The 21,479-nt window shown below is 61.2% G+C and carries 20 protein-coding genes; 16 read left to right on the top strand and 4 right to left on the bottom strand.

From position 1 onward, the window contains the following. Positions 1 to 91: 91 nt before the first annotated feature. From GTP58_RS30290 to ompA, 4 genes are all read right to left on the bottom strand, one after another. The gene (locus tag GTP58_RS30290; protein ID WP_161080627.1) at positions 92 to 1,120 is read right to left on the bottom strand and encodes a hypothetical protein; all 1,029 of its coding nucleotides are present in this window, start codon (positions 1,118 to 1,120) and stop codon (positions 92 to 94) included. A 208-nt stretch (positions 1,121 to 1,328) separates the two neighbouring features. Continuing rightward, on the bottom strand, positions 1,329 to 2,018 hold the full coding sequence (locus GTP58_RS30285) for an HAD-IA family hydrolase (RefSeq protein ID WP_072787205.1): 690 nt from the start codon (positions 2,016 to 2,018) through the stop codon (positions 1,329 to 1,331). Positions 2,019 to 2,023: 5 nt separating this feature from the next. Further along, entirely contained in the window at positions 2,024 to 2,722 is a 699-nt protein-coding gene (gene ubiG, locus GTP58_RS30280; RefSeq protein WP_072787204.1) for a bifunctional 2-polyprenyl-6-hydroxyphenol methylase/3-demethylubiquinol 3-O-methyltransferase UbiG, read from the bottom strand. Between the two features lie 143 nt (positions 2,723 to 2,865). Continuing rightward, the gene (ompA, locus tag GTP58_RS30275; RefSeq protein ID WP_072787203.1) at positions 2,866 to 3,582 is read right to left on the bottom strand and encodes an outer membrane protein OmpA; all 717 of its coding nucleotides are present in this window, start codon (positions 3,580 to 3,582) and stop codon (positions 2,866 to 2,868) included. A gap of 404 nt (positions 3,583 to 3,986) precedes the next feature. Between ompA and gyrA the strand changes: the two genes are divergently transcribed. From gyrA to GTP58_RS30195, 16 genes are all read left to right on the top strand, one after another. Continuing rightward, on the top strand, positions 3,987 to 6,632 hold the full coding sequence (gyrA, locus tag GTP58_RS30270) for a DNA gyrase subunit A (RefSeq protein ID WP_161080626.1): 2,646 nt from the start codon (positions 3,987 to 3,989) through the stop codon (positions 6,630 to 6,632). Positions 6,633 to 6,728: 96 nt separating this feature from the next. Continuing rightward, positions 6,729 to 7,274, top strand: a complete 546-nt coding sequence (locus GTP58_RS30265; RefSeq protein WP_161080625.1) for a DUF2059 domain-containing protein — start codon at positions 6,729 to 6,731, stop codon at positions 7,272 to 7,274. A gap of 25 nt (positions 7,275 to 7,299) precedes the next feature. Further along, a complete protein-coding gene (serC, locus tag GTP58_RS30260) occupies positions 7,300 to 8,388 on the top strand; it encodes a 3-phosphoserine/phosphohydroxythreonine transaminase (protein WP_161080624.1) in 1,089 nt (362 codons plus the stop codon). Then, positions 8,385 to 9,458 carry a prephenate dehydratase gene (pheA, locus tag GTP58_RS30255; protein ID WP_072787200.1) on the top strand — a complete coding sequence of 358 codons (1,074 nt, stop codon included), beginning with the start codon at positions 8,385 to 8,387 and terminating at the stop codon, positions 9,456 to 9,458. The genes serC and pheA overlap by 4 nt, the downstream gene beginning before the upstream one ends. A 17-nt stretch (positions 9,459 to 9,475) precedes the next feature. Continuing rightward, positions 9,476 to 10,585, top strand: coding sequence for a histidinol-phosphate transaminase (hisC, locus tag GTP58_RS30250; RefSeq protein WP_161080623.1), 1,110 nt, complete (start codon positions 9,476 to 9,478; stop codon positions 10,583 to 10,585). Then, positions 10,585 to 11,514 (top strand): prephenate dehydrogenase/arogenate dehydrogenase family protein, encoded by a 930-nt coding sequence (locus GTP58_RS30245; RefSeq protein ID WP_202413916.1) that lies wholly within the window; start codon positions 10,585 to 10,587, stop codon positions 11,512 to 11,514. The genes hisC and GTP58_RS30245 overlap by 1 nt, the downstream gene beginning before the upstream one ends. 108 nt (positions 11,515 to 11,622) lie before the next feature. Continuing rightward, the gene (gene aroA / locus GTP58_RS30240) at positions 11,623 to 12,936 is read left to right on the top strand and encodes a 3-phosphoshikimate 1-carboxyvinyltransferase (protein ID WP_161080622.1); all 1,314 of its coding nucleotides are present in this window, start codon (positions 11,623 to 11,625) and stop codon (positions 12,934 to 12,936) included. 5 nt (positions 12,937 to 12,941) lie between these two features. Beyond that, positions 12,942 to 13,610: a (d)CMP kinase gene (cmk, locus tag GTP58_RS30235; RefSeq protein ID WP_161080621.1), complete on the top strand. Its 669-nt coding sequence runs from the start codon at positions 12,942 to 12,944 to the stop codon at positions 13,608 to 13,610. Between the two features lie 75 nt (positions 13,611 to 13,685). Next, positions 13,686 to 15,362, top strand: a complete 1,677-nt coding sequence (gene rpsA, locus GTP58_RS30230; protein WP_072787196.1) for a 30S ribosomal protein S1 — start codon at positions 13,686 to 13,688, stop codon at positions 15,360 to 15,362. Positions 15,363 to 15,383: 21 nt separating this feature from the next. Beyond that, a complete protein-coding gene (locus tag GTP58_RS30225) occupies positions 15,384 to 15,689 on the top strand; it encodes an integration host factor subunit beta (protein WP_072787195.1) in 306 nt (101 codons plus the stop codon). A 106-nt stretch (positions 15,690 to 15,795) separates the two neighbouring features. Next, entirely contained in the window at positions 15,796 to 16,098 is a 303-nt protein-coding gene (locus GTP58_RS30220; protein ID WP_072787194.1) for a lipopolysaccharide assembly LapA domain-containing protein, read from the top strand. 21 nt (positions 16,099 to 16,119) lie between these two features. Further along, a complete protein-coding gene (lapB, locus tag GTP58_RS30215) occupies positions 16,120 to 17,295 on the top strand; it encodes a lipopolysaccharide assembly protein LapB (protein WP_161080620.1) in 1,176 nt (391 codons plus the stop codon). An 11-nt stretch (positions 17,296 to 17,306) separates the two neighbouring features. Beyond that, entirely contained in the window at positions 17,307 to 18,674 is a 1,368-nt protein-coding gene (locus tag GTP58_RS30210; RefSeq protein ID WP_161080619.1) for a UDP-glucose/GDP-mannose dehydrogenase family protein, read from the top strand. 14 nt (positions 18,675 to 18,688) lie between these two features. Further along, positions 18,689 to 19,609, top strand: a complete 921-nt coding sequence (gene rfaE1, locus GTP58_RS30205; protein ID WP_072787191.1) for a D-glycero-beta-D-manno-heptose-7-phosphate kinase — start codon at positions 18,689 to 18,691, stop codon at positions 19,607 to 19,609. A gap of 185 nt (positions 19,610 to 19,794) precedes the next feature. Continuing rightward, positions 19,795 to 21,042 (top strand): DUF4214 domain-containing protein, encoded by a 1,248-nt coding sequence (locus GTP58_RS30200; protein ID WP_161080618.1) that lies wholly within the window; start codon positions 19,795 to 19,797, stop codon positions 21,040 to 21,042. A 112-nt stretch (positions 21,043 to 21,154) separates the two neighbouring features. Next, a complete protein-coding gene (locus tag GTP58_RS30195) occupies positions 21,155 to 21,451 on the top strand; it encodes a helix-hairpin-helix domain-containing protein (RefSeq protein WP_072787189.1) in 297 nt (98 codons plus the stop codon). Positions 21,452 to 21,479: the final 28 nt, after the last annotated feature.

The raw sequence follows: 21,479 nt of genomic DNA, 5'->3' as shown, positions 1-21,479 counted from the left end.
ATGTCATAGTGAGGTGATTATAGTGCTTGCGGCAAAATATTTCCATGTGGAAATATGGTCGCAAGCGCCTGTTCACTCAATGTAACACTACTCAGCTTTTAGTGCGTTTGGCGGCGTCCGGCCGTGGCATGACGGCCACTTGGGCCTGGCCGTCGGCGATGTAGCAGCTCAGCAGGTGCTGCCTGGACGCGGTGACAAATTCCGAGCACAGGTAGTTGTAAAAGCCGGTTTCCGGCAATTGCAGATCGATGGTGTATTGCGCCAGCTGGTTGCATGCCTGCACGGCGTCCAGGCGTTCGCTACGCGTCTTGCGCTCGTCGCTGGTGCGCCAGCGCGGCGTGCTGCCTTCGAAGTGGCGGATCAGCGCCGCTTCGATCACGTCCATGCGCTCCGCCTGCAGCGCGTCGGCCGCCAGCGGATGCTCGTTGTGCGGCTGTGCGGCGGGATCGCCTTCGGCGCAGTTGACGTCCACTTCCATGCCCACCAGCAGCAATAGGATGTCATAGTCGGCGCCAAATTGCGCGCGCACCTTGTGCAGGGCGGGCAGGCGGCCTTTGGCCAGGCGGCCGTCCGGATCGCGGGTCTGGCCTACGTACATGACCTTGCTTGGCAGCTTGAGCGTGTGGGCATAGGTCTGCAGCAGGTCGTGCACGGAAAATACTTCGACCAGGCCGCCCCAGTTCAGGCTGATGAAGTCTTCGGCCAGAATCACGGTCGGTTTTTTCATGGTGGCCGCGAACGGCACCTTGAGTTCCACCGAGATGGTTTCCTTGCGGGCGTCCGCCCCCACCAGCAGCGGCAGCGTCAGCTTGAGCGAGAAGAAGCCCCATTGCACCACGCCGGTGACGTCGAAACGCACGCGCGGACGGGTGACGGCAAAGAACAGATGGCGCTTCTCCGCTGCGGCATCCAGTTCGAACTGCATGCGGCGCATGTAGCGGCCAACGGGGTCGTGCAGGTCCGGCTTCTGGGTAAAGCCGGCCAGCAGGTCGTACCAGTGGTATTTGGCGTCGGTCACGCGGACCATCCAGCTCTGCGGGGCTTCGGTGCGCTGCGGCAGGATGGTCGTATTGTCAGAGTAAAGCTGCGGGTTTTGGGCAGCCAGCTCAGGAAAATTCATGATGCTCCTGATAGGAAGTTGAGATAAAGGGTGACTGTCTCTCTCTTCCTAATCAGCGAGGTCGTGGCTTTCAGGAAATAAGTAATTCTACGCAGTCAGGGCGCAGACTATACCTACTCTGTCCGTACGGCAATAACTATTTTGCTCAAAATATAGGCAAAGCACACTAATGAGTCGTCTATACAACGGTTAGCGTTATCATTTAACTTTAGGCCGCCAGCGCGCCGCCTGACAGTGTGTTCTGCATCAATACCAACAGTTCGGCGGGGTGCTGGAACAGATAGTCGGCCTGCCAATGTTGCGGTTCGGTCGGGCCGCAATAGCCCCAGCCGCAGGCGATGGTCAGCATGCCCGCCGCCTTGCCAGCCTGGATGTCACGCAGGTCGTCGCCCACATACCAGCATTGCTCTGGCGCCAGATTCAGGCGTTTGGCCGCTTCCAGCAGGGGCGCCGGATGCGGCTTGGGATGCGGCGTGGTGTCGCCCGAGATGGCGCAGGCGGCGTGCGCCAGGCCGATCTGCGGCAGCAGCGGATCGGTAAAGCGCTTGGACTTGTTGGTAACGATGCCCCATTGCAGGCCTGCTGCCTCGATACCGGCCAGCAGCGCGGCAATGCCATCAAACAGGCCGCTGTGCACGGCCATGGCGGCTTCGTAATTGCTGAAGAAGCCGTCGCGCAGTTCGATATAGCCCTCATCCTCGGGCTTCAGGCCGAAGGATGCGCCGATCATGCCGCGCGCGCCGGCAGAAGCGGTGGGACGCAGGATCTCATAGGCGGTCGGCGCCAGACCACGCGCGGTGCGCAGCAGGTTCACGGCGGCGGCCAGGTCGGGCGCGGTATCGGCCAGGGTGCCATCCAGGTCGAACAGGATGGCGCGCGGTGCGGCAGGCAAGGTCATGGTGCTCATGCCAGTGGACGGCGTGCAGCCACCAGGTAATTGACGCTGGTGTCGTCGTTGAGCGAGTAAATCTTGGTCAGCGGGTTGTAGCCCATGCCCTTGAAGCCTTGCACTTCCAGCCCGGCGCTGCGGATGAACTGCGACAGCTCGGACGGCGTGATGAATTTTTCATAGTCATGCGTGCCTTTCGGCAGCATGCGCAGGATGTACTCGGCGCCGATCACGGCAAACAGGTAGGACTTGGGATTGCGGTTCAGCGTCGAGAAGAAGACTTGGCCGCCTGGCTTCACCAGCGCCGCGCAGGCGCGCACGATGGCGGCCGGGTCCGGCACGTGTTCCAGCATTTCCATGCAGGTCACCACATCGTACTGGCCGGCTTCCTGCGCGGCCATGTCTTCTGCGGCGATGAGCTTGTAGCGCACTTGCACACCCGATTCTAGCGAATGCAGGTCGGCTACCTTGAGCGCTTTTTCGCCCAGGTCGATGCCGGTGACGGTGGCGCCCTTGCGCGCCATCGATTCGCTGAGGATGCCGCCACCGCAGCCAATGTCGATCACGTTCTTGCCGGCCAGCGGCGCGCGCGCGTTGATCCATTCAAGGCGCAGCGGGTTGATCTCGTGCAGCGGACGGAACTCGGAGGTCGGGTCCCACCAGCGATGGGCCAGTTCGGAGAATTTTTGCAGTTCTAATGGATCGGCGTTCATGTTGTTCTGTGCAGATGGAATGCGCTATTCTACCCCGCACTGCGCATGCAGGGGTCTGACCCCGTACGGGGTCAGACCCCTTTTTGCTGAGGGGTATAAAAAAAGCCCCGCAAGGCGGGGCTTTCCAGTGTGCGGGCAGCGAATTACTTGCTGGTGCCGACCACTTCGATTTCTACGCGACGGTTTTTAGCGCGGCCTTCAGCAGTTTTGTTGTCTGCTACAGGTTGTTTCTCGCCTTTACCTTCGGTGTACACGCGGTTGGCTTCAACGCCTTTCGAGATGATGTAGGCTTTGACAGCTTCTGCACGGCGTACCGACAGCTTCTGGTTGTATTCATCGGTACCGACCGAGTCAGTGTGACCGACGGCGATGATGACTTCCAGATTGATCGAACCCAGTTTCGAGGTCACGTCGTCCAGCTTGGCTTTACCTTCTGGTTTCAGCACAGCTTTGTCGAAGTCGAAGAACGCGTCAGCAGCGAAGCTCACTTTTTGTGCGGTTGGCACTGGTACTGGTACTGGGGTCGGCGCCGGGGTTGGTGCTGGTGCCGGTGCTGGCGCTGCTGGTGGCGGCGGTGGTGCTACGCACTTGCCGTTTTCCAGTTTCTCTGGCTCGACGCAGATCGGCAGATCGCAACCTGGCACGGCATCAGCCGGGGTCCAGTAGCCGGTGCGCCAGCACAGACCGAATGGATCACGGGCGATGATGCCGCGTGCGTCTTGCACGTAGGCGCTTTTCGGCGTTGCTGCTTTGATGTCCTGGGTGACAGGCGCATACGGTGGCGCGGTTGGCGCGGTTTGCGCGATGGCCGAGCCGGCAAATGCAGCCGAGATGGCCAGCATCGAAATCAGTTTTTTCATATTTTTCTTCCTTTCGGGGTGATATCTGCAGAAAACTGCGCGACGTAGTTCTTTGCGTGGGGCGAATTCTACCACGCAGGGGCGTCGACACCGTTTTCCGCTTGCGAAACAAGCAATTGACTTCTCGTCCATTTTGCCACAAGCGATTAAAGTCGTTTAAAAGGCTCCAACATGGCACCTTTTCAGGTTCGACTAAAATGTTGTTTTGTTGCAACGGGATTGTCGATAATAATTGAGTAATGTGTCATGAATATTACAACTTGTTACCGTGCGTGGTAGGCCGCAACACCGCATGGCGGCGGGCGGGAAGCGGAATTCCGCTAGTTGCCGTGCGCGCATGCTAAAATCGTACGCTTGCCTTTCCCTCGGGGAGGCTTAACAAACCACAGTAAAACGACCCGCCAATGGATCAATTCGCAAAAGAAACAATCCCTATTTCCCTCGAAGAAGAGATGCGCAAGAGCTACCTCGATTACGCCATGAGCGTCATCGTCGGCCGCGCCTTGCCGGACGTGCGTGACGGCCTGAAGCCGGTGCACCGCCGGGTCTTGTACTCGATGCACGAATCCAATTATGTGTGGAACCGCGCGTACGTGAAGTGCGCCCGTGTGGTGGGCGACACCATGGGTAAGTACCACCCGCACGGCGACGCCTCGATTTACGACACGCTGGTGCGGATGGCGCAGGACTTCTCGCTGCGCTATATGCTGGTCGATGGCCAGGGTAACTTTGGCTCGGTCGACGGCGACGGCGCGGCAGCAATGCGTTACACCGAGTGCCGCCTGGACAAGATTTCCAGCGAACTGCTGGCCGACATCGACAAGGACACGGTCGACTTCCAGCCCAACTATGACGGCAAGGAAAAAGAACCGACCGTTCTGCCGACCCGCATTCCCAACCTGCTGATCAACGGTTCGTCCGGTATCGCGGTGGGTATGGCCACCAACATCCCGCCGCACAATCTGCATGAAGTGATTGCCGGCGCGCTGCACGTGCTGCAAAACCCGGATTGCTCGATTGACGAACTGATCGAACTGATCCCGGCGCCAGACTTCCCGACCGGCGGCACCATTTATGGCGTCTCCGGCGTACGCGATGGCTACCGCACCGGCCGTGGCCGCGTGGTGATGCGCGCCAAGACCCACTACGAAGAATACGGCAAGGACGGTGGCCGCACCGCCATCATCGTTGACGAGCTGCCGTATCAGGTCAACAAGAAATCGCTGCTGGAACGCATCGCTGAAAACGTGCGCGACAAGAAGCTGGACGGCATTTCCGACATCCGCGACGAATCCGATAAATCGGGCATGCGCGTGGTCATCGAGCTCAAGCGCGGTGAAGTGCCGGAAGTGGTACTGAATAACCTGTACAAGCAAACCCAGCTGCAAGACACCTTCGGCATGAATATGGTGGCACTGGTCGACGGCCAGCCGCGCCTGCTGAACCTGAAGGAAATGCTGTCGTGCTTCCTGTCGCACCGCCGCGAAGTGGTGACGCGCCGTACCGTGTTCGAACTGCGCAAGGCGCGCGAACGCGGCCACGTGCTGGAAGGCCTGGCAGTGGCACTGGCCAACATCGATGAATTCATCGCGCTGATCAAGGCCGCGCCGACGCCGCCAGTGGCAAAAGCGGCCCTGATGGACCGTTCGTGGGACTCGTCGCTGGTGCGCGAGATGTTGGCCCGTACCGGCGAAGGCACCACCGTGGGTGGTATCGAAGCCTTCCGTCCGGAACACCTGCCGAAGCACTACGGCATCCAGTCCGATGGCATGTACAAGCTGTCCGACGACCAGGCGCAAGAGATCCTGCAAATGCGCCTGCAACGCCTGACCGGCCTGGAACAGGACAAGATCGTCAACGAGTACAAAGACGTAATGGCGGAAATCGCCGACCTGCTGGACATCCTGGCCACGCCATCGCGCGTGACCACCATCATCACCGAAGAAATGACGTCGGTCGTGACCGAGTTCGGCGATCCTGCCAAGGACCCACGCCGTTCCAACATCGAGCACAACGCCAGCGACCTCAATACCGAAGACCTGATCACGCCGCAGGACATGGTCGTGACGCTGTCGCATACCGGTTACATGAAGGCGCAGCCGATTTCCGAGTACCGCGCGCAGAAACGCGGCGGCCGCGGCAAGCAGGCCATGGCGACCAAGGATGAAGACTGGATCGACCAGCTGTTCATCGCCAACACCCATGACTACATCCTGTGCTTCTCCGACCGTGGCCGCATGTACTGGCTCAAGGTATGGGAAGTACCGCAAGGCTCGCGCAACTCGCGCGGCAAGCCGATCGTCAACATGTTCCCGCTGGCGGACAACGAGAAGATCACGGTCATCCTGCCGCTGTCGGGCGAAAACCGGACCTTCCCGGAAGACCACTACGTCTTCATGTCGACCAGCCTGGGCACCGTGAAGAAGACCCCGCTGAAAGACTTCAGCAACCCACGCAAGGCCGGCATCATTGCGGTCGACCTGGATGATGGCGACTTCCTGATCGGCGCTGCGCTGACCGATGGCGAACACGATGTCATGCTGTTCTCCGATTCCGGCAAAGCCGTGCGCTTCGACGAGAACGACGTGCGTCCGATGGGCCGCAACGCCCGCGGTGTACGCGGCATGAACCTGGACGAAGGCCAGCGCGTGATCGCACTGCTGGTGGCAGAAAACGAGCAGCAGTCGGTACTGACCGCCACCGAAAACGGCTTCGGCAAACGGACCCCGATCACCGAGTACACCCGTCACGGCCGCGGCACCAAAGGCATGATTGCGATCCAGACCTCGGAACGTAATGGCCGCGTGGTCGCTGCAACGCTGGTCGATTCGACCGACGAGATCATGCTGATTACCACCGGTGGTGTGCTGATCCGCACCCGCGTGTCGGAGATCCGCGAGATGGGCCGTGCAACCCAGGGCGTGACCCTGATTGCAGTGGAAGACGGCACCAAGCTGTCCGGCCTGCAGCGCGTGGTCGAAACCGACATCGACGAAGTCGAACTGGAACCGGGCCCGGATTCCAAGCCGGACGACGCGGCAGCCGAATAAGGCTGAACCAATCCGGGCGCAAGTCCGGACCATCGGGGCCAGGTCTGTCGCGTAATGCGGCGCAGACTGGCCCCTTTTTATTTGGAGATGCAGAACATGAAAAAAATCGTAGCAAGCCTGGTGACTTCGCTGGCGCTGATCGGCGCCGCCCCCGTCTACGCACAGGCGCCAGCCGCCGACCCGGCCGCCATGGCCGCCGCCAAGGAACTGTTCGAGTCGATGAACTACCGCAGCGTGATGATCGGCGCCATGCAGCAGATGTCGCAAAGCATCGGCGCCTCGATGCATGCCGGTGCGGAGGCATCGATCAAGAACAACCCCAAACTCAGTGCCGACGACAAGCAGAAAGCGCTGGCACAAATGGAAGCCGAACTGCCGGGCGCCATCAACACCATGCAGGCCGTGATGAGCGACCCGACGCTGGTCGATGAGATCATGGCGGAAACCGTGCCGCTGTACGCGCGCAATTTCAGCGCCGCTGAACTGAAGCAGATCACCGCTTTCTACCGCACGCCGGTGGGCGCCAAGATGCTGTCGTCGATGCCGAAGCTGATGGGCGAGGGCATGCAGCTGGGCCAGTTGATCGTGCAGCGCCGTCTCGGCCCGCTGATGCAGAAGATGCAGCAGCAACAAGCCAAGTAACACCATTCACCATAAGGATCGCAACGTGACTCACATCTTTAACTTCTCCGCCGGCCCTGCCGTATTGCCGAAAGAAGTGCTGGCGCAAGCCGCTGCCGAAATGCTGGACTGGCATGGCAGCGGCATGTCCGTCATGGAGATGAGCCACCGCGGACCGGAGTTTATTTCGATTTACCAGGCAGCGGAGCGCGACCTGCGCGAGCTGCTGGCAGTGCCGGACAATTACAAGATCTTGTTCATGCAGGGCGGCGGACTGTCGCAGAACGCCCTGATCCCGTTGAACCTGCTGGGCCACAAGCCTGACGGTGCAACCATCGATTTCATTCACACCGGTTCGTGGTCGGAGAAATCCATCAAGGAAGCGCGCAAGTACGCCAACGTGAACATCGCCGCATCGTCGACCACGGCGGTGCCGCCGCAGGCGCAATGGCAGCTCACGCCCGGCGCAGCTTATCTGCACATGTGCACCAACGAGACCATCGGCGGCGTCGAGTACCAGCCGGACTTCAACGATCCGCGCCTGCAGGACGTGACGCTGGTTGCCGATATGTCCTCGCACATCCTGTCGCGCGAGATCGACGTCGCCAAATATGGCGTGATCTTTGCCGGCGCGCAGAAGAACATCGGTCCGGCCGGCGTCACCATCGTCATCATCCGCGAAGACCTGCTGGGCAAGGCACTGCCGGTCTGCCCATCGGCGTTCGACTTCAAGCTGGTGGCCGACAACGAATCGATGTACAACACGCCGCCGACCTACGGCATCTATATCGCCGGCCTGGTGTTCCAGTGGCTGAAGCGGCAGGGCGGCGTGGCCGAGATGTCGCGCCGTGCGCAGGCCAAGGCCGACCTGCTGTATGCAGCGCTGGACGGCAGCGACTTTTATGAAACGCGCGTAGCGCTATCCAACCGCTCGCGCATGAACGTGCCCTTCTACCTGAAGGACGAAAGCAGGAACGAAGCATTCCTGGCCGGCGCCAAAGCGCGCGGCCTGCTGCAACTGAAGGGCCACAAGTCCGTCGGTGGTATGCGTGCGTCGATTTACAACGCGATGCCTATCGAGGGCGTGCAAGCGCTCGTCGCCTACCTCAACGAATTCGCTGGTCAACACAAATGAACGACAAACTGAAACCCTTGCGCGAAAAGATCGATACGATCGACGCGCAAATCCTCGACCTGCTGAACCAGCGCGCCCAGGTCGCGCAGGAAGTCGGCCACGTCAAAGCGGAAACCGGTGCACCGGTATTCCGTCCCGAGCGCGAAGCGCAGGTGCTGCGCGGCGTCGCCGAACGCAACCCCGGCCCGATGGGCAACGCGGAACTGCAAACGATCTGGCGCGAGATCATGTCCGCCTGCCGCTCGCTGGAAAAACGCGTCACCGTGGCCTTCCTCGGCCCGGCCGGCACCTACAGCGAACAGGCAGTCTACGAACAATTCGGCACTGCGGTGGACGTGCTGTCCTGCTCCTCGATTGATGAAGTCTTCCGCGCGACCGAAGCCGGCACCGCCGAATTCGGCGTGGTGCCAGTAGAGAATTCAACCGAAGGCGCCATCGGCCGCACGCTGGACCTGCTGCTGCATACGCCGCTGACCATCAGTGGCGAAGTATCGATCGCCGTGCGTCACAGCCTGCTGACCGGCACCGGTAATATGGAAGGCGTCACCGCCATCTGCGCCCACGCCCAGGCGCTGGCGCAGTGCCAGATCTGGTTGAACAATAACTACCCCGATCTGGAACGCCGCGCCGTGTCGTCCAACGCCGAAGCGGCGCGCATGGCGCGTGACGATCACACGCTGGCGGCCATCGCAGGTGAGCGCGCAGGCGTGCGATACAGCTTAGGCACGGTCAAGGCCAACATCCAGGACGACCCGTCGAACCGCACGCGCTTTGCCGTGATCGGCCAGCTGCATGCCGGCCCGTCAGGCGAGGACCGTACCTCGCTGGCATTGGCGGCGCCGCACAAGGCAGGTTCGATCTACCGCCTGCTTGGCTCCCTGGCGCAGCATGGCGTGTCGATGACGCGCTTTGAATCGCGCCCGGCCCGCACCGGCACCTGGGAATACTATTTCTACGTCGACGTCGAAGGCCACGTCCAGAATCCGTCCGTTGCGCGCGCGCTCGAAGAGCTGCAAAGCAATGCCGCATTCTTCAAGGTGCTGGGTTCCTACCCGGTCAGCCTGACCTGATTACGAAGAGAGACAATATGAGCAAGAACTACGGCCCGGAATACGTCCGCGCCATCGCACCCTACCAGGCAGGCAAGCCGATTTCGGAAGTCGCGCGTGAATTCGGCCTGGAAGAAGCGGCCATCGTCAAACTGGCGTCGAATGAAAATCCATTTGGCATGCCGGCCTCCGCGCAGCAGGCGCTGGCCGCCGCCGTGGCGGAACTGGGGCGCTACCCGGACGCCAATGGCTTTGACCTGAAAGGTGCGCTGTCCAAACGCTACGACGTGCCAGCAGACTGGATCACGCTGGGCAACGGCTCCAACGATATCCTGGAAATCGCCGCGCATGCATTTGTCGAGCGTGGCCAGTCCATCGTGTATGCGCAGTACTCGTTTGCCGTGTACGCGCTGGCGACCCAAGGGGTGGGCGCACAGCACATCGTGGTGCCGGCCAAGGCGCACGGCCACGACCTGCCAGCGATGCTGGCGGCGATCCGTGACGACACGCGCCTGGTCTTCATCGCCAATCCGAACAACCCGACTGGCACCTTTATTCCGGCTGCCGAGATCGAAGCGTTCATCGCCAAGGTGCCTGCGCACGTAGTGGTGGTGCTGGATGAGGCATACAACGAATTCCTCGCGGCCGAACACCAGTTTGAGTCGGCGCAGTGGGTCAAGAAATATCCCAACCTGCTGGTCTCGCGCACCTTCTCGAAGGCGTACGGCCTGGCGGGCCTGCGCGTCGGCTTTGCGATTGCGCAGCCAGCGCTGACGGACCTGATGAACCGTATCCGCCAGCCATTCAATGTGAACTCGCTGGCGCAAGCCGCAGCGATTGCAGCACTGAACGACAAAGCCTTCCTGGCGCAGAGCGCAGCCAACAACGCCGCTGGTTATCAGCAGTTTGTCGAAGCGTTCGAGCAGCTGGGACTGGGGTACGTGCCATCGTTCGGCAACTTCGTTCTGGTAAAAGTGGGCGAGGATGCGGGCGCAGGTGCGCGCGTTAACCTGTCGCTGCTGAAGCAGGGTGTGATCGTGCGTCCGGTGGGGAACTATGGCTTGCCCGAGTGGCTGCGCATTTCCATCGGCCTGCCGCAGGAAAATGCCGTGCTGATCGCGGCACTGAAGAAAGCACTGGCGGAGTAATGCTGAATAAAGTCGTTATTTTTGGCGTCGGACTGATTGGTGGCTCGTTCGCCCGTTCGCTGCGCAAGGCCGGTGCAGTAGGCGAGATTGTCGGCGTGGGCCGTTCCGCCACATCGATGGCGCGCGCAAAAGAGCTGGGCATCATCGATGCGATTGGCGTAAGCGGTGTCGCCGCCGATGGCGCGCTGCCGCTAGCGGATGCGCTGCATGGCGCAGACCTGGTCCTGCTGGCCGCCCCTGTCGCACAGACCGAGGCGATTCTGGCCTCGATAGCGCCGCATCTGCAGGCTGGCACCGTGGTCACCGATGCGGGCAGCACCAAGTCCGACGTCGTCGCATCCGCGCGCCGCGCGCTGGGCAGCAAGGTAGCGCAGTTCGTACCAGGCCACCCCATCGCCGGCCGCGAAACCAACGGCCCCGATGCCGCCATCGACAACCTGTATGTCGGCAAAAAAGTCGTGCTGACTGCGCTGGCCGAAAACAGCGAAACGGATGTAGAACGTGTCGCCGCTGCATGGCGCGCTTGCGACGCCATCATCCATCGCCTGACGCCGGAAGAGCATGACAAAGTGTTCGCCGCCGTCAGCCACCTGCCGCACCTGCTGGCGTACGCGTTGGTCGACGACATCGCCAGGAAACCGCACGCCGACCTGCTGTTCCAGTACGCCGCCAGCGGCTTCCGCGACTTCACCAGGATCGCCGGTTCATCGCCAGAAATGTGGCGCGACATCAGCCTGGCCAACCAGCCAGCGCTGCTGGCCGAACTGGACGCCTACATGGCCCAGCTGACCCTACTGCGTGCGCAACTGGCCGCCAACGACGGCGCGGGCCTGGAGCAGGTCTACAGCAACGCCCAGCACGCGCGTCACCAATGGATCACCGCAATCGAAGCAGCCGAAACGCCGCCATCGCCCGATAAAGCAGATTAAACCCGGGGTCAGGTCCGTCATTTCTACACGAGCCCAGCTGTAAGGCCGTACTACGGTAGAGGTCGTGTAGAAATGACGGACCTGACCCCGTAGTGGAAGGAATATTTTATGACTCACGAATTCATTGACCTGCAAACGGTCGCTCATGTTGAGGGCGCTGTGCGCCTGCCGGGCTCCAAGTCCATTTCGAATCGCATTTTGCTGCTGTCGGCGTTGTCGCAGGGGCAGGTGGCGATTGTTGATCTGCTGGCGTCAGACGATACGGCGGTGATGCTGGCGGCGCTGCGTTCGCTCGGCGTCATCTGGACCGAGGAAAAAACGGCTACCGGTACGATTCACCACGTGACCGGCGTGGCGGGCGTGCTGCCGAATAAGTCGGCGGATCTGTTCATGGGCAACGCGGGCACGGCGATCCGTCCGCTGACCGCCGCGCTGGCTGTCATCGGCGGCGACTATACGCTGCACGGTGTGCCGCGCATGCATGAGCGCCCGATCGGCGATCTGGTCGATGCGCTCAATGCTGCCGGCACCAACGTGGAATACACGGGCAATCCCGGTTTCCCGCCGCTGCACATCAAGCAGGGCAAGATCAACACTCAGCGCCTGTCGGTGCGCGGTGATGTGTCGAGCCAGTTCCTGACGGCGCTGCTGATGGTGGCGCCGCTGATGGCGAGCGAGCGTGCCATCACGATTGATGTGACCGGTGAGCTGATTTCCAAGCCGTATATCGAAATCACGCTGAACCTGATCCGCCGTTTCGGTGTCAAGGTCGAGCAGGATGGCTGGGCCTCGTTCACCATCCAGCCTGGCCAGGTGTATCAGTCGCCAGGCACGATCCATGTGGAGGGCGATGCGTCGTCGGCGTCGTACTTCCTGGCAGCCGGCGCGATTGGCGGCGGCCCGGTGCGCGTGGAAGGCGTGGGCAATCACAGCATCCAGGGCGACGTGCGCTTTGCCGCCGCGCTGGAGCAGATGGGCGCGCAGATCACGATGGGCGATAACTGGATCGAGGCCAGGGCGAATGGCCCGCTGAAGGCGATTGACGCTGACTTCAATCACATCCCGGATGCGGCCATGACCATTGCCGTGGCCGCGCTGTACGCCGACGGCACCAGCACGCTGCGCAATATCGCCAGCTGGCGTGTCAAGGAGACGGACCGCATCGCCGCCATGGCGACCGAGCTGCGCAAGGTCGGCGCTACGGTGGAGGAGGGGCCGGACTATATCAAGGTGACGCCACCCGCCGTGCTGACGCCTGCTACCATTGATACCTATGACGATCACCGCATGGCGATGTGCTTCTCGCTGGTGGCGCTGGACGGTGCGCTGCGCAAGGGCGCGGCCACCCGCATCAATGATCCGAAATGCGTCAACAAGACTTTCCCTGAATACTTCAAGGCGTTTGCCGAAATAGCAAAGTAACCGATATGCCAACTTCCCAAATTCCAGTCATCACCATCGACGGCCCTACCGCATCCGGCAAGGGCACGGTCGCACACCGCGTTGCCGATAAGCTCGGCTTCCATTACCTGGATTCGGGCGCGCTGTACCGCCTCACGGCGTTGTCGGCGCTGCGCCGCGAGACCGACCTGGCCGACGAGCACGCACTGGCCAAGCTGGCCGAGCACCTGCATTGCAGTTTTCAGGGCGGCGACATCATCCTGTCGCATGAAAACGTCACGGATGCGATCCGCGCGGAAGAGGTGGGTAACACCGCTTCAAAAATTGCCACGTTCCCGGCGGTGCGCCATGCGCTGACGGGGCTGCAGCTGAGTTTCCGCAAGGCGCCGGGCCTGGTGGCCGATGGCCGCGACATGGGCTCGGTGATCTTCCCGCATGCCCCCTTGAAGGTGTTTTTGACCGCCTCGGTCCAGGCCCGCGCCGAGCGCCGCTATAAGCAATTGATAGACAAGGGATTTTCTGCTAATATGCAAGACCTACTGGTGGATTTGCAGGCGCGTGACGATCGGGATACAAACCGGACCATCGCGCCGCTGGCCCCGGCAGAAGGCGCACTGGTGCTGGATACCTCTGAAATGAACGCTGATCAAGCGGTCGAACAGGTGCTGGCATGGTATGCCGCTGTAGCAAAGTAGTAATTTTATTAACCTAACCCAGTTGAAGCCGCAACCCGCGGGCCTTACTGGTAACCTGGAAATACAATGTCTAATATGGAAAGTTTTGCAGCCCTCTTCGAAGAGTCCCTGTCGCGTCAAGACATGCGTTCGGGCGAAGTGATCTCGGCTGAAGTCGTTCGTCTGGATCACAACTTCGTGATCGTCAACGCCGGCCTGAAATCGGAAGCATTCATCCCTGTTGAAGAATTCAAAAATGACCAAGGCGAACTGGAAGTCAAAGTAGGTGACTTCGTTTCCGTGGCCATCGAATCGCTGGAAAATGGTTTCGGCGATACCATCCTGTCGCGCGACAAAGCCAAGCGTCTGGCTTCGTGGCTGGCACTGGAAAAAGCCATGGAATCGGGCGAGATCGTCGTCGGTACCGTGAATGGCAAAGTCAAGGGCGGCCTGACCGTTCTGACCAACGGCATCCGTGCCTTCCTGCCAGGTTCGCTGGTAGACACCCGTCCGGTCAAGGACACCACCCCATTCGAAGGCAAAACCCTCGAATTCAAAGTCATCAAACTGGACCGCAAGCGTAACAACGTGGTTCTGTCCCGCCGCGCTGTCATCGAAGCTTCGATGGGCGAAGAGCGTCAGAAACTGATGGAAACGCTGAAAGAAGGCACCGTGGTGACCGGCGTTGTGAAAAACATCACCGACTACGGCGCGTTCGTGGATCTGGGCGGCATCGACGGCCTGCTGCACATCACCGACCTGGCATGGCGTCGTGTGCGTCACCCATCGGAAGTGCTGACCGTTGGTCAAGAGATCACCGCTAAAGTCCTGAAATACGATCAAGAGAAAAACCGTGTTTCGCTGGGCGTGAAACAACTGGGCGATGATCCATGGACCGGTCTGTCGCGTCGTTACCCACAAGGCACCCGCCTGTTCGGTAAAGTCACCAACCTGACCGACTACGGTGCGTTCGTTGAAGTGGAACAAGGCATCGAAGGCCTGGTACACGTTTCCGAAATGGACTGGACCAACAAAAACGTCGCACCAAACAAAGTTGTTCAACTGGGCGACGAAGTAGAAGTCATGGTTCTGGAGATCGACGAAGAGCGTCGCCGTATCTCGCTGGGCATGAAACAGTGCAAAGCCAACCCATGGGACGACTTCGGCGTGACCCATAAGAAAGGTGACAAAGTCAAAGGCGCGATCAAATCGATCACCGACTTCGGCGTGTTCATCGGTCTGGCTGGCAACATCGACGGCCTGGTACACCTGTCCGACCTGTCGTGGACCGAGTCCGGCGAAGAAGCCGTACGCAAGTTCAAGAAAGGTGACGAACTGGAAGCCGTGGTTCTGGCCATCGACGTTGAGCGTGAGCGCGTTTCCCTGGGCGTTAAGCAACTGGAAGGTGATCCATTCAACAACTTCGCCGCCATGAACGACAAAGGCGCACTGGTTAACGGTACCGTTAAATCGGTTGAGCCTAAAGGCGCCGTGATCCAGCTGTCGGAAGAAGTTGAAGGCTACCTGCGCGCTTCGGAAATCTCGCGTGACCGCGTGGAAGATGCTGGCACCCACCTGAAAGTCGGCGATGCCGTCGAAGCGCTGGTGATCAACATCGACCGTAAAGCACGTTCGATCCAGCTGTCGATCAAAGCCAAAGATTCGGCTGACACCGCTGAAGCGATGAAAAACATCGCTGCTGACAGCAACGCTGCTTCGGGCACCACCAGCCTGGGCGCACTGCTGAAAGCAAAGCTGGACAACAAGAACTAAGCAAGTATTAAGAACTAGTCGATGACTAAGTCCGAACTCATAAACCGCCTGGCTGAGCGTTATTCTCAGCTGGTGGCCAAAGATGCGGAATATGCCGTCAAGACCATTCTGGATGCGATGACCAACGCCTTGTCGACTGGTCAGCGCATCGAGATCCGCGGTTTTGGCAGCTTTGCCCTCAACAGCCGGCCGCCACGTATCGGACGTAATCCGAAGTCGGGTGACAAGGTGATGGTGCCGGAAAAACGGGTGCCGCATTTCAAGCCTGGCAAGCAATTACGCGAGCGGGTTGACGCGATGGTCGGGCAACCGATCATCGAGGACTGAAGCATTCAAATAGTTAAACAAAGCGGCGTCCTTCGGGATGCCGCTTTTTTTTTGTTGCCCGAGGTGCGATACTGGCACCCTTGGAACTACACAGGGACTCTGGCTGATGAAATTCATCTCCACCTTTATCGGTTTTATCATCTTCATCCTGTTTTTCGGCTTCGCGCTGAAGAACTCGCAGGAAGTCGATCTGCACTTGTTCCTGCACTATGAGCTGCGCGGCCCGCTGGTGCTGATGCTGCTGGGCTTTTTTGTCGCGGGCGCCGTACTGGGCGTGCTGGCGCTGACGCCCACCGTATTCCGCCACCGCCGCGAAACGAACAAACACAAGACGACCATCCATACGCTGCAAGCCTCGGCACAGCAGGCGACCATACCGCCGCAGCCGGACAGCGTGAACACACAATAAACAATAACAAAAGCACACAGCATGGAATTTGAACTCTGGTGGTTACTGGGTATCCCGGTCTTCTTTGGCCTGGGATGGGTTGCGGCGCGCGTGGATATCCGCCAGCTGCTGTCGGAATCGCGCTCGCTGCCGCGCGGCTATTACAAGGGCCTGAACTTCCTGCTCAACGACCAGGCGGACAAGGCGGTCGACGCGTTTATCGAGATCGTGCGGCTGGACCCGGAATCGGCCGATATGCACTTCGCGCTGGGCCATCTGTTCCGCCGCCGCGGCGAGACCGAGCGCGCCATCCGCGTGCACCAGAATCTGCTGGCGCGTCCCGACCTGCCGCAGGAGCAGAAGGAACACGCGCAGTATGAGCTGGGCATGGATTACCTCAAGGCGGGCCTGCTGGACCGCGCCGAAGAGACCTTTAACACGCTACTCAATGGCCAGTACTCGGCGCAGGCGCGCCGCGCGCTGCTGGAGATTTTCCAGCGCGAGAAAGAGTGGCCGCGCGCCATCGAGTCGGCCATCGGCCTGCAGGAATCGGGCGCCGGTTCTCGCCAGAAGGAAATCGCACAGTTCTACTGTGAACTGGCGCAGGACGCGCTGGTGCATATGCATCCCGACCAGGCGCTGGTGCTGCTGGATAAATCGCTGCAGGCGGACCGCGTCAACGTGCGCGCGACGCTGCTGACCGGCGATGCCCAGCTGGCGCAGGGCGACCTGGAAGGCGCGCTGCTGACCTGGCGCCGCGTCGAGCAGATCAGCGTGCCGCACGTGGCGCTGGTGGCGCAGCGTCTCATGGATGGCTACACCAAGGTTGGCCGCCCGCAGGAAGGCGTGAACCTGCTCAAGTCCTACCTGGAGCAGGCCTCGTCGATCGACCTGGTGGAGGTGGTGTACAAGGCGGTGCTGGAGCTGGACGGCGTGGACGCCGCCAAGCAGCTGGTGTCGAATGAGCTGCGCCGCACGCCCACCTTGCTGGGCCTGGACAAGTTCCTGGAAGCGCGCCTGATGGACGCACCGGCCAATGTGATGCCGGAGCTGTCGATGGTGAAGAATCTGGTCCACAGTTATACGCAGAAGCTGGCACGCTACCAGTGCAGCCACTGCGGCTTTAAAGCACGCCAGTTCTACTGGCAGTGCCCGGGATGCAGCAAGTGGGAGACCTACCCGCCGCGCCGCACCGAAGAACTTAACGTTATGAATTAAAGAGTATCGCGATGAAGATTACTATTATTGGCACTGGCTATGTAGGTCTGGTCACTGGCGCCTGTCTGGCGGAGCTGGGTAACGACGTTTTCTGTCTCGACGTCGATCAGAAGAAAATCGATCTGCTGAACAACGGCGGCATTCCTATCCATGAACCGGGCCTGGAAGAAGTCGTCGCGCGCAACCGCGCTGCCGGCCGTATCCAGTTCTCGACCGACGTTGCGGCCTCGGTGGCGCACGGCGAAGTGCAGTTCATCGCGGTCGGCACGCCGCCAGATGAAGACGGCTCTGCCGACCTGCAGTACGTGCTGGCCGCGGCCCGCAACATCGGCAAGCACATGACCGGCTACAAGGTCATCGTCGACAAATCCACCGTACCAGTCGGCACCGCAGACCGCGTGAAAGCCGCGCTGCAGGATGAGATCAGCGCGCGCGGTGTCGCCGCCACTTTCTCGGTGGTGTCGAATCCGGAGTTCCTCAAGGAAGGCGCGGCGGTGGAAGACTTCATGCGTCCGGACCGCATCGTCATCGGCCATGACAACACGGCGGAAGGCGAAAAGGCCGCCGCCAAGATGAAGAAGCTGTACGCGCCGTTCAACCGCAATCACGAGCGCACCTTCTGGATGGACGTGCGTTCGGCGGAGTTCACCAAGTACGCGGCCAATGCCATGCTGGCGACCCGCATCTCGTTCATGAACGAACTGGCCAATCTGGCCGACCAGGTGGGCGCCGACATTGAAGCGGTGCGTCACGGTATCGGCTCCGATCCGCGCATCGGCCACAGCTTCCTGTACGCCGGTGCAGGCTATGGCGGTTCCTGCTTCCCGAAAGACGTGCAGGCGCTGGAACGCACCGCGCGCCAGTACTCGCAGGACCTGCTGATCCTGCGCGCCGTGGAAGCCGTCAACGACAAGCAGAAGCTGGTGCTGGGCCAGAAGGTCATCAAGCGCTTTGGCGCGGACCTGGGCGGCAAGCACTTTGCCGTGTGGGGCCTGGCCTTCAAGCCGAACACCGACGATATGCGCGAAGCGCCATCGCGCGTGCTGCTGCGCCAGCTGCTGGACGCCGGCGCCACGGTGGCGGTGTACGACCCGGTCGCCATGGCCGAAGCCAAACGCGTGCTGGCGCTGGACCTGACGCCGGAAGAACTAGCGCGCGTACGCTTTGCCGCCAGCCCGATGGACACGCTGACGGACGCCGAAGCGCTGGTCATCGTCACCGAATGGAAGGCCTTCCGCAGCCCGGACTTCGACAAGATCAAGACGGCGCTCAAGCAAGCCGTGATCTTCGACGGCCGCAACCTGTTTGAGCCGGAAGTGATGGCGGAAGCCGCATTTGAATACCACGGCATCGGCCGTTCCATCCTGACCCGCACCTGATACGAGGCTGAATCTTGACGACCAATTTGAACAATGTACGTATCCTGGTGGTAGGCGATGTGATGCTGGACCGTTACTGGTTCGGTGACGTCAGCCGCATTTCGCCGGAAGCGCCGGTGCCGGTGGTGCGCATCGAGAAGCGCGAAGCGCGTCTGGGTGGCGCCGCCAACGTGTCGCGCAATGCCGCCGCGCTGGGTGCGCAGGCCGGGCTGCTGGGCATCGTCGGCGACGACGAGGCGGGCGATGAAGTCACGCGCCTGCTGGAAGGCGGCGGCATCCGCAGCTATCTGAAACGTGACGAAGCCATCTCCACCATCATCAAGCTGCGCGTGATCGGCCGCCAGCAGCAGATGGTACGCATCGACTTTGAAGAGCCGCCGACCGACACCGTGTTGCGCGACAAGCTGGAACAGTACAAGGCGCTGCTGGCCGACTACGACGTCATCATCCTGTCCGACTACGCCAAGGGCAGCCTGGTGGCCGTGGCTGACATGATCGCGTCCGCGCGCGCGCTGGGCAAGGTGGTGATGGTCGACCCGAAAGGCGACGATTTCGCACGCTATGCCGGCGCCACCGTGCTGACGCCGAACAAGTCCGAACTCAAGCGCATCATCGGTTCGTGGAATAGCGAAGAGCAGCTGACCGCCAAGGCGCAGGCGCTGCGCGCGGAGCTCAAGCTGGACGCCTTGCTGCTGACCCGTTCGGAGGAGGGCATGACCTTGTACACCGACGGCGCGCAATACCACACGCCGGCGCAGGCGCGCGAAGTGTTTGACGTCTCCGGCGCGGGCGACACCGTGATCGCCACCATGGCCTGCATGCTGGGCGCCGGCGCCAGCTGGCAGGACGCGGTGGAAACCGCCAACCGCGCCGGCGGCATCGTGGTCGGCAAGCTGGGCACGGCCACCGTGACGCACGAGGAACTGTTCGGCTAACCGCACGACAGTCTGCTCCGACAACCGCCCCGATAACCCGCCCGGTTCGCGCCGTGCGGGTTTTTTTACGCCCGGATTGAACCTTGGCGCGTGCGGCGGGAATACACAGGCAACCCGACATACGGGCTGCTGCCGGTCGCCTCACCGGCAGCTCTTTTTCATCTTAACGACAGGAGATTCCCACGATGAAACAGGAGTGCATACTGGCCAGTGTGCTGGTGCTGCTGGCCTTGGCCGGTTGCGGTGCCGGTACCGATAGCAGCAGCACGGCCGCCACCGCCAGCCAATTGCGCCAGGGCGGCGTCCGCATGGATGCGGGACCGGCAGTGAATACGACGTTTTCCGGCAATCTGAGCCAGTACACCATTTCCAATGCCAGTCTGACCGTGACCGACAATGTCAGCGGCCAGGTGCAGGCGGTGCCGGCGCGCGCGCTGCTGCAGTTTGCCGATGCCACGGTGTCGCTGGATGTGGATGACGGCATTCCTGGCCAGATGTACCGTCTGTATCAGGCCGCGTTCAACCGCGTGCCGGACCTGGCCGGGCTGGGCGCGCAGATCAACGGCATGAACAATGGCCTGAGCCTGGAACAGATCGCGCAGAACTTCATCGATAGCCGGGAGTTCTCGGACACCTATGGCGCGCTGAACAACACGGCGTTCGTCACGCAGCTGTATGCCAATGTGCTCAAGCGCGCGCCGGACGCGGCCGGGCTGGCCTTCCACGTCGGCAATCTGGAGGGCACCAATCCGGGCGGGCGCGTGCTGAGCCGGGCGATCGTGCTGTTCGGTTTTTCGGAGTCGGCGGAAAACAAGGCGCTGGTGGCGGACAAGATCCGCAACGGCATCGAGTACATTCCGTTTGGCAGCAGCGCGCCGAGCACGCCGGCCACCGCATTTACGGCCAACTACAACGGTAGTCTCAGCGGCGGCGACAGCGGCACGCTGGCCTTGACGGTGGATGCCAACGGCGCCCTGATAGGCGCGCTGCACTCGGCCGCCTTCAATGTCGATATGAACGGCGTGACCGGCATTGCACCGGGCGGCCGCTTTGTGCTGGACTTGAGCGGCGGCGGCCATACGGCCACGCTGAGCGGCAGCTTTAATCTGGCCTCCGGCCTGGCGACCGGAAGCTGGACCTATGGCGGCAGCACGGCCGTGGGGACCTTCTTTGCCAACAAGAAGGTGCAGGTGGTGCTGCGCTTCCCGCAGGTACAGGCCATCATCAATCAACGCTGCGTGAGCTGCCATTCGGCCTCGCTGGCCAATGGCGGCGTGCGGCTGGATACGGAAGCATTGATACGCGGCCAGGCGGCGCGCATCAACCAGGTGGCGGTGCAGAGCACCATCATGCCGCAGGGGAATGTGACCGGCATGACGGCGGATGAGCGCGCCATTATCGGCAAGTGGATCAGCGACGGCACGCCGCCGTAAGCGGCTGGTTTGATCTGCGTCAGGCGGCCGCTGTCATCCGTGCGGCGGCCGCCCGCCGTTAAGGTGGTTCAAGGTGCGATGGTCGCCCTTGTTCAACTGAACGGAGACGCTTATGTACAAGAAACTACTGCTGGCGCTTGCCACGCTGGCCGCAAGCATGACCCTGGCCTGGGCCCAGGTTGACGTCAACAAGGCCGATGCGGCCGCGCTGGACGCCATCCGCGGCCTGGGGCCGGCCAAGACCAAGGCCATCCTGGAAGAGCGCAAGAAGGGCGAATTCAAGGACTGGGGCGACCTGGAGCAGCGTGTCAAAGGCATCGGCCAGAAGAATGCACTCAAGCTGTCCGAGGCTGGCTTGCAAGTGAATGGCAAGTCGAAAGACGGTGCGCCGGCCAAGTCTTCCAAGTAAGATAGTGGTTTTCCAACGGCCCGCGGCC

It is taken from the genome of Duganella sp. CY15W (genome assembly GCF_009857555.1).
GTDB classification, from domain to species: Bacteria; Pseudomonadota; Gammaproteobacteria; order Burkholderiales; family Burkholderiaceae_D; genus Rugamonas; species Rugamonas sacchari.
The sequence above is the reverse complement of the archived record's forward strand: the minus strand, read 5'-3'. Positions and strand labels throughout refer to the sequence as shown.

Coding starts and splice junctions, on each gene's coding strand:
- GTP58_RS30290 (WP_161080627.1), bottom strand. CDS start 1,120: ATGAATTTTCCTGAGCTGGCTGCCCAAAACCCGCAGCTTTACTCTGAC.
- GTP58_RS30285 (WP_072787205.1), bottom strand. CDS start 2,018: ATGACCTTGCCTGCCGCACCGCGCGCCATCCTGTTCGACCTGGATGGC.
- ubiG (WP_072787204.1), bottom strand. CDS start 2,722: ATGAACGCCGATCCATTAGAACTGCAAAAATTCTCCGAACTGGCCCAT.
- ompA (WP_072787203.1), bottom strand. CDS start 3,582: ATGAAAAAACTGATTTCGATGCTGGCCATCTCGGCTGCATTTGCCGGC.
- gyrA (WP_161080626.1), top strand. CDS start 3,987: ATGGATCAATTCGCAAAAGAAACAATCCCTATTTCCCTCGAAGAAGAG.
- GTP58_RS30265 (WP_161080625.1), top strand. CDS start 6,729: ATGAAAAAAATCGTAGCAAGCCTGGTGACTTCGCTGGCGCTGATCGGC.
- pheA (WP_072787200.1), top strand. CDS start 8,385: ATGAACGACAAACTGAAACCCTTGCGCGAAAAGATCGATACGATCGAC.
- hisC (WP_161080623.1), top strand. CDS start 9,476: ATGAGCAAGAACTACGGCCCGGAATACGTCCGCGCCATCGCACCCTAC.
- GTP58_RS30245 (WP_202413916.1), top strand. CDS start 10,585: ATGCTGAATAAAGTCGTTATTTTTGGCGTCGGACTGATTGGTGGCTCG.
- aroA (WP_161080622.1), top strand. CDS start 11,623: ATGACTCACGAATTCATTGACCTGCAAACGGTCGCTCATGTTGAGGGC.
- cmk (WP_161080621.1), top strand. CDS start 12,942: ATGCCAACTTCCCAAATTCCAGTCATCACCATCGACGGCCCTACCGCA.
- rpsA (WP_072787196.1), top strand. CDS start 13,686: ATGGAAAGTTTTGCAGCCCTCTTCGAAGAGTCCCTGTCGCGTCAAGAC.
- GTP58_RS30225 (WP_072787195.1), top strand. CDS start 15,384: ATGACTAAGTCCGAACTCATAAACCGCCTGGCTGAGCGTTATTCTCAG.
- GTP58_RS30220 (WP_072787194.1), top strand. CDS start 15,796: ATGAAATTCATCTCCACCTTTATCGGTTTTATCATCTTCATCCTGTTT.
- lapB (WP_161080620.1), top strand. CDS start 16,120: ATGGAATTTGAACTCTGGTGGTTACTGGGTATCCCGGTCTTCTTTGGC.
- GTP58_RS30210 (WP_161080619.1), top strand. CDS start 17,307: ATGAAGATTACTATTATTGGCACTGGCTATGTAGGTCTGGTCACTGGC.
- GTP58_RS30200 (WP_161080618.1), top strand. CDS start 19,795: ATGAAACAGGAGTGCATACTGGCCAGTGTGCTGGTGCTGCTGGCCTTG.
- GTP58_RS30195 (WP_072787189.1), top strand. CDS start 21,155: ATGTACAAGAAACTACTGCTGGCGCTTGCCACGCTGGCCGCAAGCATG.